Below are 18,470 nucleotides of genomic sequence, written 5' to 3'. Positions count from 1 at the left end.
CAGCCGCCGATCAGCGGCTGCTCAAGGCCACGCCCACCTTCGAGCGGTTGGGCCGGCCGATGGCCTGGGTGATCCAGCTGCCGGTGGCGGCCAGCGCGTCGAGGTCGATGCCGCTCTGGATACCGAGGCCGTCGAGCAGGTAGACCACGTCCTCGCTGGCCATGTTGCCGGAGGCGCCCTTGGGTTATAGAGAGCGGGCAGCCGCCGATCAGCGGCTGCTCAAGGCCACGCCCACCTTCGAGCGGTTGGGCCGGCCGATGGCCTGGGTGATCCAGCTGCCGGTGGCGGCCAGCGCGTCGAGGTCGATGCCGCTCTGGATGCCGAGGCCGTCGAGCAGGTAGACCACGTCCTCGCTGGCCACGTTGCCGGAGGCGCCCTTGGCATACGGGCAGCCGCCGAGGCCGGCCACGGAGCTGTCGATCACCGCCACGCCTTCCTCGAGCACGGCGTAGAGGTTGGCGAGCGCCTGGCCGTAGGTGTCGTGGAAGTGGGCTGCCAGCTTGTCCATGGGCACATCCCGGGCCACGGCCTCCAGCATGCGCTTGGCCTTGAGCGGGGTGCCGGTGCCGATGGTGTCGCCCAGCGAGATCTCGTAGCAGCCCATCTCGAACAGGGCCTTGGAGACCTCGGCCACCTTGGCCGGGGCGATCTCGCCCTCGTAGGGGCAGCCCAACACGCAGGAGACGTAGCCGCGCACGCGGACCTTCGCCTCTTGGGCGCGCTCCAGCACCGGGGCGAAGCGCTCCAGGGACTCGGCCACCGAGCAGTTGATGTTCTTCTGCGAGAAGGCCTCGGAGGCGGCGCCGAACACCGCCACTTCCTCGACGCCACATTCCAGGGCGGCCTCCAGGCCCTTGAGGTTGGGGGTCAGCGCCGAGTAGACGATGCCCTCGCGGCGCGTGAGGCCGGCCATCACCTCGCGGTGGTCGGCCATCTGTGGCACCCACTTGGGCGAGACGAAACTTGCCGCCTCGATATGGGCAAGGCCGGCGGCCCCGAGGCGGTCGATCAGTTCCAGCTTGGTGTCGGTGGCGATCGCTTCAGGCTCGTTCTGTAGCCCGTCGCGGGGGCCGACCTCGACCAGGCGCACGCGCTTGGGAAATGCCATTGGTTATCTCCTATCTGGCTCACGACGGGCTGATGATGGGGCCACAAGTCGCGGCTTATCCGGTGACAGTTCTTCGAGGGGGCGCTGTAAATACTTCCCTGTACGCTACCGATGCCATCCATGGCATAGGACCCCCTCGGCGACCTGTCACCGGCGCCGCTCACCTGCTAGCGCTTATCATCGTCGCGACGCGGCCATGCTTCTGCTTGGACCTTGGACCTTGGACCTTGGACCTTGGACCTTGGACCTTGGACCTTGAACCTATTCGTCGGCGGCGAATTCCAGCAGCACGTCGCCCTGGCCCACGGTGTCGCCGGCCGCGAAGTGGAAGCTCTCCACGTGGCCGTCGGCGGGGGCGGTCATGGTGTGCTCCATCTTCATGGCCTCCATGACCATCAGCGGCATGCCTTTCTCCACTCGCGTGCCGGCCTCCACCAGCAGCGCCACCACGGTGCCGTGCATGGGCGCGGTGAGGGTGGACTCGGCCTCGTGATGGCCGTGGTCGATGGCGTCGATGCGCCGCCAGAACAGCCGGGTCTCCCGCTGCGGGTCGACCATCACCACCACGTTGCCGTCGCGGCGCGCCTGCAGGCGGCGGCGGTGGCCGTCCAGGGTCACTGCCACGGCGTCGCCCTGAAGGGGCTCGAGGGTGGCGGCGAAGGTGCGTCCGCCGAGCGTCAGCTGCCAGGGCGAGCCCTCGGCCTCGCGGCGACCCTCGACCACCACCACGGCCTCGGAGTCGTCCTCGTCCTGGGCGTGGGCCGGGTCGCACAGGGCGATGCGGATGGTGTGCGGGGCGTTCAGGCGGAAGCCGTCGTGGCGGTCCCAGGGGGAGTCGCTCTCGCACTCCCGGGCCAGCTGGTGCAGGCCGATCAGCGCCGCCCCGGCGTATGCCTCGAGGTCGATCTGGCGTGCGGCGAACAGCGTCGCCTCGTTGCGCTCGATAAAGCGCGTGTCGAGATTCGCCTCGCGGAAGGCCGGGTGGGTGGCCAGGCGCTGCAGGAAGGCGCGGTTGGTGACCACGCCCTGCACGTCCAGGGCGGCCAGCGCCCGGTTGAGGGTGGCCAGTGCCTGGGTGCGGTCGTCGCCGTGCACGATCAGCTTGGCGAGCATCGGGTCGTAGTGCATGGAAACGGCGTCGCCGGTCTCCACGCCACTGTCCAGGCGCACGCGTGACGGCTCGAGGCCGGCGCCGGCGAGGTCCATGGCGAAGCGCGAGAGGGTGCCGGTGGCGGGCAGGAAATCCTGCTCCGGGTCCTCGGCATACAGGCGCGCCTCGAAGCTGTGGCCGGTGATGGTCAGTTCGTCCTGGGCCAGCGGAAGCGGCTCGCCCATGGCGACCTTGAGCTGCCAGGCGACCAGGTCCTGGCCGGTGATCATCTCGGTGACCGGATGCTCCACCTGCAGGCGGGTGTTCATCTCCATGAAGTAGAACGAGCCGTCGGCATCGAGCAGGAACTCGACCGTGCCCGCGCCCACGTAGCCGATCTCCTTGGCGGCACGCACGGCGGCCTCGCCCATCTCGCGGCGAAGCGGTGCGGTCATGCCCGGAGCCGGGGCCTCCTCGAGGACCTTCTGGTGACGGCGCTGCACGCTGCAGTCGCGCTCGAAGAGGTAGACGCCGTTGCCGTGGGTGTCGCAGAACACCTGGACCTCCACGTGGCGCGGCTGGGTCAGGTACTTCTCGATCAGCATGCGCTGGTCGCCGAAGGCGGCCTGGGACTCGCGGCGGCAGCCGTCCAGGGCGGCCTGAAAGCCGTCTGCGGACTCCACCACACGCATGCCCTTGCCACCGCCGCCGGCGCTGGCCTTGAGCAGCACCGGGTAGCCGATGCGTTCGGCCTCGTCACGCAGCAGGGCGTCGTCCTGGTCGTCGCCGTGGTAGCCGGGCACCAGGGGCACCCCGGCGTCATGCATGCGCGCCTTGGCGGCAGACTTGTCGCCCATGGCGGCGATGGCCGAGGCGGGCGGGCCGACGAAGGTGATGCCGGCGGCGTCCAGGGCCTCGACGAAGGGGCCGTTCTCGGACAGGAAGCCATAGCCGGGGTGGATGGCGCCGGCGCCGGTGCGGCGGGCGGCCTCGATCACCGCCTCCACCTTGAGGTAGCTCTCGCGGGCGGCGGCCGGGCCGAGGCGCACGGCCTCGTCGGCCTCGCGCACGTGGCGGGCGTTGGCGTCGGCGTCGGAGTAGACGGCGACGGTGCGCAGGCCCAGGGCGCGGGCGGTGCGCATCACGCGGCAGGCGATCTCACCGCGGTTGGCCACCAGCAGGGTGTCGAAGCGCTTGGCGTTGTGGTTCGTCTGGCTCATTTATTGCGCTCCGTGTTCGAGGGGGAGTCGGGGGCCCAGGCGGGGTGACGCTTCTCGAAGAAGCTGGCGAGGCCCTCCTGACCTTCATGGCTGACCCGCAGCTCGCTGATGATCCGGCAGGTGTGATCGCGGGTCGCGTTGCTGTCGGGTTCGCGGGCCACCTCGGCGAGCAGCGCCTTGGTGGCGCGGCTGGCCTGGGGCGAGGTGGCCAGCAGGGTGTCGACCATGGCCGCGACGGCCGCATCCAGGTCGTCGACGGCGACCACCCGGTGGGCCAGGCCCAGGGCCTCGGCGGTGGCGGCGTCCATGACCTCGGCGGTCAGGGCGTAGCGGCGCATCTGCCGCTCGCCCAGGGCGCGCTGCACGTAGGGGCTGATCACCGCCGGCGACAGGCCGATCTTCACCTCGGAGAGGCAGAAGCGGGCCTTCTCGGAGGCGATGACGATATCGCAGCAGGCGGCCAGGCCCACGGCGCCGCCGAAGGTCGCGCCCTGCACGCGGCACACGGTGGGGCAGGGCAGGGTGTCGAGGCCATGCATCAGCGCCGAGAGCTCCCGAGAATCCGCCAGGTTGTCCTCGAAGTCGTAGTCGACCATGCGCTTCATCCAGTGCAGGTCGGCGCCGGCGGAGAAGCTCTTGCCCTCGGAGCCCAGCACCAGCGTGCGTACCTCGCCGCGGTGGGCGAGCTCGTCCACGCGCCGCAGGTGATCGTTGAGCTCGCCGATCAGGTGGTCGTCGAAGGCGTTGTGCACCTCGGGCCGGGTCAAAGTCAGATGCGCCACGCCGCGGTCGTCGATCTCGAGGCGGCACATCGGGGGACGGGAAACGCTGTCTGTGCTCATGGCAACCTCACATCCGGAACACGCCGAAGCGGGTCTCTTCCACCTCGGCATTCATGGCGGCGGCCAGGGACAGGCCCAGCACGTCGCGGGTCTGGGCCGGATCGATGACGCCGTCGTCCCAGATCCGCGCGCTGGCATAGTAGGGGTGGCCCTGGTGCTCGTACTGGTCGCGGGTCGGCTGCTTGAAGGCCTCTTCCTCCTCGGCGGTCCACTCGCGGCCCTCGCGCTCGATCTGCTCGCGCTTGACCTGGGAGAGCACGCCGGCGGCCTGCTCGCCGCCCATCACGGAAATCCTGGCATTCGGCCACATGAACAGCAGGTTGGGGTCGTAGGCGCGACCGCACATGCCGTAGTTGCCGGCGCCGAAGCTGCCACCGATCAGCACGGTGAACTTGGGCACCTTGGCGCAGGCCACGGCGGTGACCAGCTTGGCGCCGTGCTTGGCGATGCCCTCGTGCTCGTACTTGGAGCCGACCATGAAGCCGGTGATGTTCTGCAGGAACACCAGCGGGATCTTGCGCTGGGCGCACAGCTCGATGAAGTGGGCGCCCTTGACCGCGCTCTCGGAGAACAGCACGCCGTTGTTGGCGACGATGCCCACCGGGTGGCCTTGGATATGCGCGAAGCCGGTGACCAGGGTGTCGCCGTAGTAGCGCTTGAACTCGTCGAAGGCGGAGTCGTCGACGATGCGGGCGATCACCTCGCGCACCTCGAAGGGCTTCTTGAGGTCGGTGCCGACGATGCCGTACAGCTCCTCGGGATCGAGGCGCGGCGGCTTGGGAGCCTCCATGGCCAGCTGGCCGCGCTTCTGCCAGTTGAGCCGCGCCACGCAGCGCCGGGCGAGCTGCAGGGCGTGGGCGTCATTCTCGGCATAGTGGTCGGCCACGCCGCTCAGCTTGGCGTGGACGTCGGCGCCGCCCAGGTCCTCGGCGCTGATGCTCTCGCCAGTGGCAGCCTTCACCAGCGGCGGGCCACCGAGGAAGATGGTGCCCTGTTGCTTGACGATGATCGACTCGTCGGCCATGGCCGGCACGTAGGCGCCGCCGGCGGTGCAGGAACCCATCACCACGGCGATCTGCGGGATGCCCTCGGCGGAGAGGGTGGCCTGGTTGTAGAAGATGCGCCCGAAGTGGTCGCGGTCCGGGAAGACCTCGTCCTGGCGGGGCAGGAAGGCGCCGCCGGAGTCCACCAGGTAGAGGCAGGGCAGGCGGTGCTTGCGGGCGATCTCCTGGGCACGCAGGTGCTTCTTCACGGTCAGCGGGAAGTAGGTGCCACCCTTGACCGTGGCGTCGTTGGCGACGATCACGCACTCCACGCCGGACACCCGGCCGATGCCGGTGACCACGCCGGCGGCGGGCACCTGGCTGTCGTAGACCTCATGGGCGGCCAGCGCCGAGAACTCGAGGAAGGGCGAGCCCTCGTCGAGCAGGTGGTCGATGCGGTCGCGCACGAACAGCTTGCCACGGGACTCGTGGCGAGCACGGGCCTTCTCGCCGCCGCCCTGGGCGATGGCGGCGGTCAGCTCGCGCAGCTTGCCGACCTCGGCGCGCATCGAGGCGTCGTTGGCCTGGAAGCCGTCGCTGCGCGAATTGATCTGGGACGTCAGAACGTTCATTTATCCCTCCGGGATAAAAGCCGGAAGCTCGCAGCCGGAAGCTCGAAGAAAAACCGCTCAACCAAGGGCCTGATCTCTTCCAGCTTCAAGCTTCCAGCTTATAGCTGGGTTTAAGCCGATTCGTTGAACAGTTCGCGGCCGATCAGCATGCGGCGGATCTCGCTGGTACCGGCGCCGATCTCGTAGAGCTTGGCGTCGCGCAGCAGCCGACCGGTGGAGTACTCGTTGATGTAGCCATTGCCGCCGAGCAACTGGATGGCGTCCAGGGCGACCTGGGTGGCCTTCTCCGCACAGTAGAGGATGACGCCGGCGGCGTCCTTGCGGGAGGTCTGGCCGCGGTCGCAGGCGGCCGCCACGCTGTAGAGGTAGGCGCGGCAGGCGTTGAGGGTGGTGTACATGTCGGCCACCTTGCCCTGCACCAGCTGGAACTCGCCGATCGACTGGTTGAACTGCTTGCGCTCGTGGATGTAGGGGATGACCACGTCCATGGCGGCCTGCATGATGCCGATGGGGCCGGCGGCCAGCACCGTGCGCTCGAAGTCCAGGCCGCTCATCAGCACGCGCACGCCCTTGCCGACCTCGCCCAGCACGTTGGCCTCGGGCACCTCGCAGTCCTCGAACACCAGCTCGCAGGTGTTGGAGCCGCGCATGCCCAGCTTGTCGAGCTTCTGGGCGGTGGAGAAGCCGGGCATGCCCTTCTCGATGATGAAGGCGGTGATGCCCTTGGAGCCGGCATCCGGGTCGGTCTTGGCGTAGACCACCAGCACGTCGGCGTCGGGACCGTTGGTGATCCACATCTTGTTGCCGTTGAGGATGTAGCGATCGCCGTCCTTGCGGGCGCGCAGCTTCATGGAGACCACGTCGGAGCCGGCGCCCGGCTCGGACATGGCCAGTGCCCCCACATGCTCGCCGCTGATCAGCTTGGGCAGGTACTTGGCCTTCTGCTCCGCCGAGGCGTTGATCTTGAGCTGGTTCACGCACAGGTTGGAGTGGGCACCGTAGGACAGGCCCACGGAGGCGCTGGCTCGGGAGATCTCCTCCATGGCGATGACGTGCGCCAGGTAGCCCATGCCGCTGCCGCCGTCCTCGTCCGGCACGGTGATGCCGAGCAGGCCCATGTCGCCGAACTTCTGCCAGAGGTCGTTGGGGAACTCGTTCTTCTCGTCGATCTCGGCGGCGCGGGGCGCGATCTCGTCCCGGGCGAAGGCATTGACCTGGTCGCGCAGCATGTCGAGGGTTTCGTCGAGGCCGAAGTCGAGGGGCTTGTAGGGCGCGTGCATGGCGAACTCCGTGATGATTCAGGGGGTGGGCCGCAAGTCGGCGCACCGGGCAGGTTAGGGACCGATATTGCTAGCCTAGGTGAGGTTTACGTTAACGTAAAGGGCAGCCGGTTTCGCATAGACCAAGGTCGCAGTCGTGGGCGAGGGAGCGGGCGCCCGGTGCCCGGGGGAAGTGCCGTTTCCCCTGAGCATAGAAAGGACCGGCGGGGGATGACATCCTCGCGGCGTTCGCCGCCTTTGCATCACTCAGCGCCCCACGGTGACGCCTGCCGACTAGACTCGTCACGACACCGGCCTGTCGAGCCGGGCGAGGGAGGGAGCATGACGCGCATCCTGACGGGACTGCTGGGCCTGCTGGCCTGGTCGACGGCGGCTTTCGCCCCGGGGGCTTCACCTTTATCGGCGGCATCGGCCCGGCCGGGGCCCTGTCCACCACGGCGACCAGGCGTTGATCCGCGGGGCTCGCCGAGGCGCTGGTGCGCCGCTACTTCCCGATCTCGCCACGCGCCGTGGCCGCGATGTCCGACGCGCCGGGGCGCTATGTGGGGGACTACCTGTCCACGCGTCGGCCCTTCACCACCGTCGAGGCGTTGCTCAACCATGACATGGCCAGCGTTCGCCTGGACCGGAACGATCAGCTGGTGTTGAGCCGCCGGGGCACCAGATGCGCCTGCTGACGCCGGTGCTTGGGCATGGCGTCTGGCGCAGGGGGCGCCGTCTTCGTCATGCCGGCATGGTGGGGCTGCTCGCGTTAATGCTGGTGACCTTCTGGCGGTTCAACGGCTTCGCGCTGATGGAATGAGTGCGGCCGCCGCGGGCGGGCCCGCGGCGGCGCGGGGAGGGTTCAGTCGGCGTTGGGGAAGAACAGCTGCTGGCCCTTCACCTCGAAGTCGGCGATGGCCTGCTGGCCTTGGTCGGAGAGCAGCCAGTCGTGCCACTCTGCCGCCAGGTCGTGCTTGAGGTGCGGGTGCTTCTCCTCGGAGAGCCGCAGGCTGCCGTACTGGTTGAACAGCGCCTCGTCGCCCTCGAAGAGCAGCGCGAGGTTCTGGCGGTTGTCGAAGGCCACCCAAGTGGCGCGGTCCGACATCACGTAGGCGTCCATGCCGGCGGCGGTGTTGAGCGTCTGGCCCATGCCGCTGCCCAGCTCGCGGTACCACTCGCCGCCGGGTTCGATGCCGGCGGCGTCCCACAGGCGCCGTTCGGCCCGGTGGGTGCCGCTGTCGTCGCCCCGGGAGGCGAAGGGGGCCTCGGCCTCGGCGATCCGCGAGAAGGCCTGCTCGACGGTTTCGGCCTCACCGATGCCTGCCGGGTCCTCGGCGGAGCCGATGATCACGAAGTCGTTGTACATCACGTCGGCCCGCTGGCTGGCGTAGCCGTCGGCAACGAAGCGCTCCTCGCCGGCCGTATCGTGCACCAGCAGGCTGTCGGCGTCGCCGCGGCGGGCGATCTCGAAGGCCTGGCCGGTACCCACGGCGACCACCCTGACCTCGATGCCGCTGGCCTCGCTGAACTGCGGGATGATGGCGTCGAATAGCCCCGAGTTCTCGGTGGAGGTGGTCGAGGCCAGGGTGATGTAGGGCGCCTGCTCCTGGGCGACGGCGGGCATCGAGAGGCCCATCAGGGCGATGGCGGCGAGGGTGTGGCGTGTACGCATGCTTGGCATCCTTGTATGGCGTAGCGTGTTGGCGATAGCGGTTGCGATGGCGGGTACCGCTGGACTACCAGACCAGCTCCCCGCGCAGGAAGGCCGCCGCCTGCGCGGTGGCAGGGGCCGTGAAGAAACGTTCGGCCGGGGTATGCTCGAGCAGGCGGCCGCCGCAGAGGAAGACCACCTCGTCGGCCAGGCGCCTTGCCTGGTGCAGGTCGTGGGTGCTCATGAGGATGCGCGTGCCGCGATGGTGGAAGTCGGTCACGGCGTCCTCCACCGCCTTGATGGCGGCCGGGTCGAGCGCCGAGGTGGGCTCGTCCAGGAACAGCATCCGCGGCTCGAGCAGCCAGGCGCGGGCCAGCGCCAGGCGCTGCTGCTCACCGCCGGACAGCACCCGGGCCGGGCGGCGGGCCAGCGCGCCCAGGCCAAAGCGCTCCAGGGCCTCCCGGGCCAGGGGCCGACGGCGGCGCCAGGGGGTGCCGTTGACGCTCAGCGCGTAGCAGAGGTTGTCCAGGGCGGAGCGCTTGAGCAGCACCGGCCGCTGGAAGACCATGGCCTGGCGAGGGATCTCGCCCTGCCAGCGGACCCGCCCCTGGGTGGGTGACAGCAGGCCGTGGGCCAGGCGCATCAGCAGGCTCTTGCCGGCGCCATTGGGGCCCATCACCAGGGTGCGCCGGCAGCCGTCCAGGTGCAGGGAGAGATCGCTCAGCAGGGCCTGGCCGCGGTGGTGGAAGCCGAGTCCCTCGAGTTGGAGGGGCGCGATGGCGTCCAGGCTATGGACCCGGAGCATATCGTTCATCCCAGTCGCCTCCGTGCCGTCTCGCCGACCAGGTGGGCCGCGGCATTGACCAGCGCGACCAGGCCGAGCAGCACGATGCCCAGGCCCAGCGCCAGGGGCAGGTTGCCCTTGCTGGTCTCGAGCACGATGGCCGTGGTCATCACCCGGGTCACCCCATCGATGTTGCCGCCGACGATCATCACCGCGCCCACCTCGGCGCTGGCCCGGCCGAAGCCGGCCAGCACCACGGTCATCAGGCCAAGGCGCGCGTCCCATAGCAGGGTGGGGATCATGTGCGCCCGGGACAGGCCCAGGGAGCGCAGCTGCTCACGGTATTCCAGGTGCAGCTCCTCCACCTGCTGGCGGGTCAGGGCGGCGATGATCGGCAGCACCAGCAGCACCTGGGCCACCACCATGGCGCCGGGGGTGAACAGCAGCCCGAGCTCGCCCAGCGGGCCGGCTCGGGACAGCAGCAGGTAGACCGTCAGGCCGGCCACCACCGGGGGCAGGCCCATCAGGGCGTTGAGCGCCACCACCAGCACGCCGCGGCCCGGGAAGCGCCACAGCGCCAGGGCGGCCCCCAGCGGCAGCCCCAGCAGGGCGGCGATCAGCACCGCCGTCAGCGAGACCTGCAGCGAGAGCACGACGATGCCGAGCAGCGTCGGATCCAGGTCGAGGATCAACGCGAGCGCGGTGGCGAAGGCGGAGTCGTGCTGGGGCATCCTGTTCTCCTGACGTTTCCAGGCATCATGTGCCCTGTGTAAGCTGCCTGCATCGGGTAGTGAAAAATATGCAGTGAAACACATGAGAATGACATTTCGAGGACGACGGGAGGCGAGGGGATGCCGACGGATCTGACCGGGGCCGGACCGGCCTACCTGACCACCGCCGAGGTGGCCGAGTACCTGCGCCTCAAGCCGCGCAAGGTCTACGACCTGGTGCGTCAGGGGCAGATCCCCTGCACCCGGGCCACCGGCAAGCTGCTGTTCCCCCGCCAGAGCATCGACCTGTGGCTGATGAGTCACCTGGAGGGCGACCAGCCGGGGGGACGTCCGGTGCCGGTGGTGCTCGCCGGCAGCCAGGACCCGCTGCTGGAGTGGGCGGTGCGCGAGAGCGGCTCGGGCCTGGCCACCCTGTGCCACGGCAGCGGGGATGGCGTGCGCCGCCTGCTCGCCGGGGAGGCCATGGTGGCCGGCCTGCACCTGGTCGACGAGGCCAGCGGACGCTACAACCGGCCCGAGGCCCTGGGGCTTGCCGGCATGCGTGACCTGGTGATGGTGCGCTGGGCGACGCGGCGCCAGGGCCTGCTGCTGGCCCCCGACAACCCCCTGGGCATCCGCCGGCTGGGCGACCTGGCCCGGCCCGGAGTGCGGCTCGCCCACCGCCAGGCCGGGGCCGGGGCCCAGCGGCTGCTGGGCTGGCTGCTGAAACGGGCCGGGGTGGCGGCCGAGCGGCTCGCCCTCACGGCCCACCCCTCGCTCAGCGAGGACGACCTGGCGCTGGCCATCCGCCAGGGCGAGGCGGATGCGGGGCTCGGGGTGGAGGCCGCCGCCCGGCGCCAGGGGCTGGCCTTCGTGGCGCTCCACGAGGAGGCCTTCGACCTGGCCCTGCGCCGGCGTAGCTATTTCGAGCCGCCGTTGCAGCGGCTGCTGGCCTTTTCCCGGGAGCCCCGGTTCCACGAGCGTGCCGAGGCGCTCGGCGGCTACGACCTGAGCGAGCTCGGTCGGGTGACCTACAACGCTTGAACCGGGCGACGGGCGTCACGATGCCCGGTCGTCCCGGCCAGGTAGGCGGCGAGATGGGCGCTGAGCTCGAGGGCGTCGTCATCGGCGCCGTGGAGGAAACTCGACTTGCGCCTGCGCATGAACGGCAGGCCCATGGCATAGACCCCGGGCGCCTCCACCACGCCCCCCTGGTGGCGCAGCCGGCCCTTGCGGTCGAACACCGGCAGGTGCAGCCAGGCGTAGTCGGGGCGATAGCCGGTCGCCCACACTACGGTGTGAATCTCCCCCCGCGCCAGGTCGAGGCTCAGGCAGGGCGAGGCCGGCACGGGCGTGGGCGCGTAGCGCGTGGGCACCGGCAGGCTGGCATCCAGGCCCTGCTCGTGGGCCCAGGTGTCGAAGGCATCCAGCAGGCGGCCGAGCTTTAGGTCGCCGGCGGCACAGTGGGCGCGCAGCGACCCCGAGAACTGCAGGTGGCCGTCGCGTAGCCCGACCAGGCGCCCGACCAGGCGTACCCCCAGGGCGGCCAGCGACCCCAGGCACAGGGTCCGCCGCTCGGGGCTGCCGACCAGCTGGGGCGAGGGCAGGCGACGGGCGCGCTCGAGATCCTCCACCTCGTCGTGTCGCTGGTCGAGCAGGCCGGCGGCTTCCAGCCACCACTGGACATCGCGCCCCCGGTAGCCGCGTGGCATCCGCACATGGTCGCCCACCGCCAGGGTCACGGGCCGCCCGCTGCGCTGTATCTCGTCGGCCAGCTGGACGCCGCTCGCCGAGGCGCCCACCACCAGCACACCCCCCTCGGGAAGGGCCTCGGGACGCCGGTAGTCGTGCAGGGTCAGGCTGGCGATGCCGGGGGGCAGCGCCGCGGCCAGGGGCGGCAGCCGCGGCAGGTTGCAGGCCCCGCTGGCCAGGACCAGCGCCCGGCACCGCCACTCGCCCCGGTCGGTGATCACCCGATAGCCACCGTCCCCGGGCCGCACCGACAGTACCCGGGTATGCGGGTGGATCGGCGTCGCCGACCGGCGGGCGTAGTCTTCCAGCAAGGCGATCAGCTCGGCCATGGACATGAAGCCGTCGGGGTCGGGTCCCGCATAGCCCAGCCCCGGCAGGCGGCACTGCCAGTTGGGGGTGAGCAGCCGCAGCGAGTCCCATCGCTCGTGTCGCCAGGAATTGGCCACCTCGCCGCGCTCCAGGAGCACGTGGTCGATGCCGCGGGCCGCCAGGTGATGGGCCATGGCGAGCCCGGCGTGGCCCGCGCCGATGACCACCACGGTCACGGCGCGGGCACGGCAGTGGAGGTTGGCCCCCCTCATGCCAGTGTCACCATGACATCGGTGGGATTGGTGAGCAGGTCGAACACCGCGGAGCGTTTCTGGGACTGGGCCACCAGGGCGGCGATCTCCTCGCGGCTCGCGTCGGCGTCGATGTCGAAGCACACGCGGACCGCATCGAAGCCGTTGCGCACCTCGCTGTCCATGCCCAGGATGCCCTGGATATCCATGCTGCCCTCCACGCGGGCCGTCACCGAGTGGAGCTGGATACCGCGATGCTGGGCCACCGCGGCGATACCTGCGGTGAGGCAGCCGGCCAGCCCGACCAGCACGTACTCCACTGGGGTGGGGCCGTGATCCTCGGAGGCGAAGACTTCCGGGTGGTCGGTATCGAAGGTGCTGCGCTGGCGGTGGGCCTGCGTCTCGCCGAGGCCGTGGAAGGTATCGATGGTGCTGCGGCTATGGGTGCCGTGAACCCAGTCGCAGCGGGCCTGCCAGGTGAAGCGTGCGGCCTCGGGGGCCTGGACCAGGGCCTCGCGGGCGTCGAGCAGGGCGGTGATGTTGACGCCGTTGTCGATGGTCTGGATGGCGGTGGTCATGGGGTCTCTCCTCGCGTTGTCGTCGTGGTCGAGGCCGGTGTCGTCCGGCTCGGATACCAGCCTGGGAGGGAGACGTGAGATTCAGCGTGGGAGCGCGCGTGGTTTTTCACGACACGGGCGTGGAAGCGGCCGAAGTGGATGTGGGCGGGGAGACCCGGTGGAAGGCCCAGGCCGCCTCCAGGGGCATCCCGGCCTGGCGCTGGGCGATGCGCACCGACTCGGCGTCTGGCGCCCGGTAGAGGCAGAGCATGCGCCGGCGGTCGAGGGAGAAGAAGGTACGCAGGAAGCGCACCCGGTGATTCTGCAGGCAGGCCGCGCCGGCGTCCTCGATGGCCTGGATCGCGGCCAGCTCGACGGCGGCGGTGAAGGCGCGCACGACCAGAACATTGCCCGGGGCACCCGCCGCGCCGGAGGCTTCATGAACCGTGCCGGCCCATAGCCGGCTGATATCGGCTCCGGCCTGGCGCAGGCCGATTCTCGTCCCCTCGGCATCCGGCGCGCGGAAGTGGCAGACCAGGCGCAGGCCGTCCCGGGCCAGCAGGCTGCCCTGCCAGGCGACGCGATGCAGGTCCTGGGCAGCCAGGGCCTCCCGGCGGACGCGCTCGGGCGTCAGGGGGGAGGCGAAGTCCCGCTCCACGAAGATATCGATCATGTCGATCCCCGCTCGTCGCTATCGAGGTCCCGCGATCCGGCCTCGACCGGCGTCGGGGCAGGGGACTCCAGCCCGGCCAGCAGCGCGTCGGCCTGGTGGCGCGCCCAGCGAGCGACGGGCGTCGAGGCCAGCGTCTCGGCCATCCGGACATGGGGCTCGGCGCCCGCGGTATCCCCCAGGACGTGCCGCGCCCGGGCCAGCACGCCATGGGCCAGCAGCCGTTCGCTGTCGCGCTCGATGGCCCGGGCATTGGCGAGGGCCTCCTCGGCGGCGACGCTGGCCTCGGCGGGGCGTCCCCGGGCCAGGTGCAGCAGCGCCTCCCGGTTGAGGACCCAGGCCAGGCGGTGCTTGGCATCGGCGTCGCGCAGGGCCGGCAAAGCGGCCGCCAGCGAGTGGGGCTCATCCGCCTCGGCCAGCCGGCACAAGGCCTTGGCAGCATGGGCGAAGGGGCCCTCGCTGCCGCCCCGCAGGCGATCGCCCAGATCGACGAGGGTTCGGCAGCGCTGGCATGCCGCCGGGTACTGGCCAGCCTCCATGGCCATCATCATCAGGGACTCGTTGGCCTGGAACTCGCCGAGGCGATCGCCGCCGGCCTTGCACAGCGTGCGGGCTTCCTGGAAGGCCGATTCCGCGTCCTTGCCCCGGGCGTCGTGCCAGGCCAGCAGGCCCCGTGCCAGCGACATCGCCGGGTGGGCGAGCCGGTGCCGGTCGGCCCGCTGCTCGGCCCTGGCCAGCAGGGTACGGGCCTGGTCCAGGTCGCGTTCCAGCATGGCCAGGCAGCGCGCGGCCTCGGCCATGGCGATGACCTGCTCGGGATCGTCGGCGCTGCGGGTCATTCGCTCCGACTGCAGGGCCTCCTCCCGGGCGTGGCTCCACTGGCCGTGGGCCCAGCGCAGGTGGCTGGCCAGGTGATAGCCGAGCCGCGCGTGGGCCAGGTCGCCATGTTCCAGGGCCTCTTCGGCGAGGCTGACCAGTTCCTCGGCGGCCGCCTGCCAGTCCGCTGGCGGGGCGGCGCCCAGCAGCACCGCCTGGAGGTCGAGCAGCAGGCAGGTACGGTGCCGCCCGGGCAGGCTCTCGGCCAGTGCCAGGCCGCGCCGGGCCAGGCGCAGTGCCTCGTCGTTGGCGAAGAAGCGCAGGCAGAGGCGCCCGGCGGTGACCAGGGCCTCGGCGGCCAGCGCCGAATCGCCGCTGCGCTGGGCGTGATGGACGAGTTCTGCGGCCTCGTCCAGGTCGTGGATGGTCGACGCCACCAGGTGGTGGGCGATGCTGCGGTGCATGACCTGGCGCCGGGCTGGGGAGATCGTCGCGTAGACGCGGCCGACCAGCGCATCGTCTGCGAAGCACAGGCCCTGGTCGCTGGTCGTCAGCAGTCCGAGGCGTTCGGCACTCTCCAGGGCCTGGCCGGTCCGGTGACTGTCCAGGCCGCTGTATCGGGCCAGGGCGCTCGCGTCGGGGCAGCGCCCGAGCAGCGACGCCCACTGCAGCAGGTTCCGGGTGTCGGGATCGAGCCCAGCCAGGGTGTCGGCCGGGCCGGCCGGCGGCGGTGAGGCGAGGGAGGCCGGCAGCGTGACCGGCTGGCGCCGGGCCGCCGGCAGGGCCCCCGTGACCGGCAGGCCCGCTTCCTTGAGCAGGCGCATGCCGAGTTGGTACTGCTGCTCGGCCTCCCGAGGGCGGTGCAGGGCCTGGAGCAGGCGCACCAGCCGGGCCCGGGCTGTCTCGTCGAACGGGCTCAGCCGGACCAGGGCCTGGGCATGGGGCAGGGCGCGCTCTGGGGCCTCGCCGAGCCGCTCCACCAGCGATCCCAGCAGTTGCGACTGGGCGCGCATGGCGCCCTCTCGCTCGGCCAGGCACCAGCTATGGAAATCGTGCAGGTTGGGCAGCTCCAGGCCTTCCAGGAAGGGGCCGCGGTAGCGGGCGGCGGTGGTCTCCAGGCTGTCCAGGTCGGCGTCCGGGAGTCCCCGCGCGACCAGGTGCTTCAGCCGCAGCACATCCACGTCCAGGTCCTCGAGAGCCAGGCTCACCGACAGCCGGTCGGCGACCAGGCGCGGCCTGTCCGGCGTGTCCACCAGCCGGCGCAGCTTGGAGAGGCTCCAGCGCAGCGAGCCGCGGGGATCGTCGGGCAACTCCCAGAGCAGCTCGCAGAGGTGGTCGCGGCTGAGCGGGCGGGAATGGAGGGCGAGATAGGCCAGCAGGGCGCGGGTCTTCCGCGAGGGAGGCAGCGCCACCGGGCGGTCGTCGTGCAGGACCTCGAGGTCGCCGAGCAGGTTGAGGGTCAAGGCGCACATGGTAGCTTCCCGACGGCCGGCCCGTGCCAGCCGTGACCTCTTGAGTATAGCCGGGCGCGCCCTGCCCCCGAGGGATTCGTCGGGGCGCGGTGTCGGGGGCGCGCAAAAAACCACGCTGGCTTCCACGCCGGCTTCCTCGCCGCGGGGCGAGGCTTCGAGCACCGACGCCAACCCAGGAGAACCCGCATGGCACGCCACGACAGCATCCTCGATACCATCGGCCACACCCCGACGGTCCGCCTTGGCCGGCTCGCGCCGCCCGGAGTACACCTCCACGTCAAGCTGGAGGCCTTCAATCCCATGGGATCGGTCAAGGATCGCATGGCCCTGGCGGTGATCGAGCAGGCCGAACGCAGCGGGGCGCTGCGCCCCGGCCAGACGGTGATCGAGGCCACCAGCGGCAACACCGGCATCGGCCTGGCCATGGTGTGTGCCCGCAAGGGCTATCCCCTGGTGGTGACCATGGCCGAGAACTTCAGCCTGGAGCGCCGTCGGCTGCTGCGCTTCCTCGGCGCCCGGGTGGTGCTGACCCCCGCCGCCGAGAAGGGCAGCGGCATGCTCGCCAAGGCGGTCGAGCTGGCCGAGACCCACGGCTACTTCCTGTGCCGTCAGTTCGAGAACGAGGCCAATGCCGAGGCGCACAGCCGCACCACCGCCCGCGAGATCCTCGACGACTTCACCGATGTCCCGCTCCACGCCTGGGTGACCGGCTTCGGCACCGGCGGCACCCTCAAGGGCGTGTCGCGGACGCTCAAGGCGGCCGACCCCGGCATTCGCGTGGTGGTTGCCGAGCCGGCCAATGCGCCGCTGCTCGGCAGCGGCGAGGCCCAGCCGCCGGGGGCGAGCCACCCGCGCTTTCGCCCGCACCCGATGCAGGGCTGGAGCCCCGACTTCCTCTCGCCGCTCACCCAACAGGCCATAGCGGCGGGGCTGGTGGACGAGGTGCTGCCGGTGGCCGGGGAGGCTGCCCTGCGCCTGGCGCGGGAGCTGGCGCGTCGGGAGGGCATCTTCGCCGGTATCTCTGGCGGTGCCACCCTGGCCGCGGCACTGGAGGTGGCACGGCGCGCGCCCCGCGGAAGCCATATCCTCTGCATGCTGCCCGACACCGGCGAGCGCTATCAGTCCACGCCCCTGTTCGCCGATATCGAGGACGAGATGAACGAGACGGAGCTGGCCCTGTCGTGCTCCACGCCTGGCTACCGCTTCGACCGCCCCGTGCAGGCTCCGGCTCCAGCGGCGGCGAGGGCCGACGAGCCGTTGCGGGACTCCTCGGCCGAGGCCTTCGTGGACGCTTGCCTGACGGGCTCGCCGGTGGTGATGTTCGGCCTGGCCTGGTGCGAGTTCGGCTGGTCGGCCTGCAAGCTGCTCGCCCGGCTGGGCATCGACTATCGCAGCGTCGAACTCGATGGCCAGGCCTGCCAGGTCGACGACCTGGGAGTGCGGCTGCGCCCCGTCCTGGCCCGGCGCACCGGCGCCACCACCCTGCCGCAGGTCTTCATCGGCGGGGAGTCGCTGGGCGGCTGCGGCGAGCTGTTCGCGGCCTGGCGCGACGGTAGCCTGGCTCGGCGCCTCGCCGCCTGTGGCGTTGTCTTCGATGCCGGGGCCGAGATCGATCCCGAGGCACTGCTGCCGGCCTGGCTGCATGCCCGCGCCGTCTAGCCGACGGAGGCCTGGCGAGGCCCGCCGTCCGTCGCTCCCCGACATCAGGAGGTTTGGTCATGAGCTATATCGAGACGATTGTCCCGGAAGCCGCCGAGGGCGAGGTGCTGGCGATGTATCAGCGACAGCAGGCGCACTTCGGCTACCTGCCCAACTATGCCCGAGTGTTCAGCCACCGTCCGGACGTGATGGCGAGCTGGGCGAGCCTGCTGGCGACCATCCGCCGGCACGTCGCGCCGCGCCGCTTCGAACTGGTCACGCTGGCCACCGCCCGGGCCCTGGGCAACACCTACTGCGCCCTGGCCCATGCCCGGGCGCTGGGCGAGCTGTTGGGCATGGACGACACCCGTGACGTGGTGGCCGGCGAGGGGGGCACCCTGAGCGAGGTGGAGCGCTCCATCATGGCCTTCGCCCGCAAGGTCGCCTGCGAGGCCCCGGCGGTGACCGCCGGGGACGTCGATGGCCTGCGCGGCCTGGGGCTCGGCGACGACGAGATCTTCGACATCGTCGCCGTGGCGGCGGGCCGGGCCTTCTTCACCCGCATCCTCGATGGCCTCGGCGTCGAGGCGGATGCGGCCTACCGGGCGCTGCCCGCCGAGCTGACCGGACCGCTGACCGTCGGCCGCCCGATCGCCGGGACGCCGGCCGCCGGGACGCCGGCCGCCGGGACGCCGGCCGCCGGCAACTCCTAGGGCCGAACGG

Annotated in this window: 17 protein-coding genes and 1 pseudogene; 5 read left to right on the top strand and 13 right to left on the bottom strand. The window is 70.9% G+C overall.

Annotated features, from left to right (window positions below):
• Nucleotides 1-10: 10 nt before the first annotated feature.
• The 6 genes and pseudogenes from EKG36_RS03705 to EKG36_RS03680 form a co-directional block, all read right to left on the bottom strand.
• Nucleotides 11-181, bottom strand: a pseudogene (locus EKG36_RS03705) (hydroxymethylglutaryl-CoA lyase); the annotation flags it as partial.
• 27 nt (nt 182-208) lie between these two features.
• Nucleotides 209-1,108, bottom strand: a complete 900-nt coding sequence (locus EKG36_RS03700) for a hydroxymethylglutaryl-CoA lyase (RefSeq protein WP_126481139.1) — start codon at nt 1,106-1,108, stop codon at nt 209-211.
• A gap of 261 nt (nt 1,109-1,369) precedes the next feature.
• A complete protein-coding gene (locus tag EKG36_RS03695; RefSeq protein WP_126481137.1) occupies nt 1,370-3,418 on the bottom strand; it encodes an acetyl-CoA carboxylase biotin carboxylase subunit in 2,049 nt (682 codons plus the stop codon).
• A complete protein-coding gene (locus EKG36_RS03690; RefSeq protein ID WP_185827467.1) occupies nt 3,415-4,260 on the bottom strand; it encodes an enoyl-CoA hydratase-related protein in 846 nt (281 codons plus the stop codon). Before EKG36_RS03690 ends, EKG36_RS03695 begins: the two co-directional genes overlap by 4 nt.
• A 7-nt stretch (nt 4,261-4,267) precedes the next feature.
• Nucleotides 4,268-5,875 carry a carboxyl transferase domain-containing protein gene (locus EKG36_RS03685; RefSeq protein WP_126481135.1) on the bottom strand — a complete coding sequence of 536 codons (1,608 nt, stop codon included), beginning with the start codon at nt 5,873-5,875 and terminating at the stop codon, nt 4,268-4,270.
• A 110-nt stretch (nt 5,876-5,985) separates the two neighbouring features.
• Nucleotides 5,986-7,155, bottom strand: a complete 1,170-nt coding sequence (locus EKG36_RS03680; protein WP_126481133.1) for an isovaleryl-CoA dehydrogenase — start codon at nt 7,153-7,155, stop codon at nt 5,986-5,988.
• A 476-nt stretch (nt 7,156-7,631) separates the two neighbouring features.
• Between EKG36_RS03680 and EKG36_RS03675 the strand changes: the two genes are divergently transcribed.
• Both EKG36_RS03675 and EKG36_RS20435 read left to right on the top strand, forming a co-directional pair.
• Nucleotides 7,632-7,832, top strand: a complete 201-nt coding sequence (locus tag EKG36_RS03675) for a hypothetical protein (RefSeq protein WP_126481131.1) — start codon at nt 7,632-7,634, stop codon at nt 7,830-7,832.
• Nucleotides 7,820-7,957, top strand: coding sequence for a hypothetical protein (locus EKG36_RS20435; RefSeq protein ID WP_185827466.1), 138 nt, complete (start codon nt 7,820-7,822; stop codon nt 7,955-7,957). Before EKG36_RS03675 ends, EKG36_RS20435 begins: the two co-directional genes overlap by 13 nt.
• Before the next feature lie 42 nt (nt 7,958-7,999).
• On the opposite strand, the gene EKG36_RS03670 is transcribed toward EKG36_RS20435, so the two are convergent.
• From EKG36_RS03670 to EKG36_RS03660, 3 genes are all read right to left on the bottom strand, one after another.
• On the bottom strand, nt 8,000-8,809 hold the full coding sequence (locus EKG36_RS03670) for an ABC transporter substrate-binding protein (RefSeq protein WP_126481129.1): 810 nt from the start codon (nt 8,807-8,809) through the stop codon (nt 8,000-8,002).
• A 64-nt stretch (nt 8,810-8,873) separates the two neighbouring features.
• Nucleotides 8,874-9,602: an ATP-binding cassette domain-containing protein gene (locus tag EKG36_RS03665; RefSeq protein ID WP_126481127.1), complete on the bottom strand. Its 729-nt coding sequence runs from the start codon at nt 9,600-9,602 to the stop codon at nt 8,874-8,876.
• Nucleotides 9,599-10,303, bottom strand: a complete 705-nt coding sequence (locus EKG36_RS03660) for an ABC transporter permease (RefSeq protein ID WP_126481125.1) — start codon at nt 10,301-10,303, stop codon at nt 9,599-9,601. The genes EKG36_RS03665 and EKG36_RS03660 overlap by 4 nt, the downstream gene beginning before the upstream one ends.
• A gap of 120 nt (nt 10,304-10,423) precedes the next feature.
• Here EKG36_RS03660 and EKG36_RS03655 point away from each other — a divergent pair, with 120 nt between their 5' ends.
• Complete coding sequence (locus EKG36_RS03655; protein WP_126481123.1) at nt 10,424-11,326, top strand: helix-turn-helix transcriptional regulator; 903 nt, start codon at nt 10,424-10,426, stop codon at nt 11,324-11,326.
• Here EKG36_RS03655 and EKG36_RS03650 read toward each other — a convergent pair.
• The 4 genes from EKG36_RS03650 to EKG36_RS03635 form a co-directional block, all read right to left on the bottom strand.
• Complete coding sequence (locus tag EKG36_RS03650) at nt 11,314-12,615, bottom strand: FAD-dependent oxidoreductase (protein ID WP_126481122.1); 1,302 nt, start codon at nt 12,613-12,615, stop codon at nt 11,314-11,316. The two genes, EKG36_RS03655 and EKG36_RS03650, sit on opposite strands and share 13 nt — an antisense overlap.
• Nucleotides 12,612-13,172, bottom strand: coding sequence for an OsmC family protein (locus EKG36_RS03645; protein ID WP_185827465.1), 561 nt, complete (start codon nt 13,170-13,172; stop codon nt 12,612-12,614). Before EKG36_RS03645 ends, EKG36_RS03650 begins: the two co-directional genes overlap by 4 nt.
• Nucleotides 13,173-13,278: 106 nt before the next feature.
• Nucleotides 13,279-13,824, bottom strand: coding sequence for a nickel-binding protein (locus EKG36_RS03640; RefSeq protein ID WP_126481120.1), 546 nt, complete (start codon nt 13,822-13,824; stop codon nt 13,279-13,281).
• Complete coding sequence (locus EKG36_RS03635) at nt 13,821-16,109, bottom strand: ATP-binding protein (protein ID WP_126481118.1); 2,289 nt, start codon at nt 16,107-16,109, stop codon at nt 13,821-13,823. Before EKG36_RS03635 ends, EKG36_RS03640 begins: the two co-directional genes overlap by 4 nt.
• Nucleotides 16,110-16,295: 186 nt before the next feature.
• Between EKG36_RS03635 and EKG36_RS03630 the strand changes: the two genes are divergently transcribed.
• On the top strand, nt 16,296-17,768 hold the full coding sequence (locus tag EKG36_RS03630; RefSeq protein WP_126481116.1) for a pyridoxal-phosphate dependent enzyme: 1,473 nt from the start codon (nt 16,296-16,298) through the stop codon (nt 17,766-17,768).
• 59 nt (nt 17,769-17,827) lie between these two features.
• Nucleotides 17,828-18,460 (top strand): carboxymuconolactone decarboxylase family protein, encoded by a 633-nt coding sequence (locus tag EKG36_RS03625; RefSeq protein WP_126481114.1) that lies wholly within the window; start codon nt 17,828-17,830, stop codon nt 18,458-18,460.
• Nucleotides 18,461-18,470 lie beyond the last annotated feature (10 nt).

It is taken from the genome of Halomonas nitroreducens (assembly GCF_003966155.1).
Taxonomy (GTDB): domain Bacteria; phylum Pseudomonadota; class Gammaproteobacteria; order Pseudomonadales; family Halomonadaceae; genus Halomonas; species Halomonas nitroreducens.
This window is presented reverse-complemented; position numbering and strand designations above follow the sequence as displayed.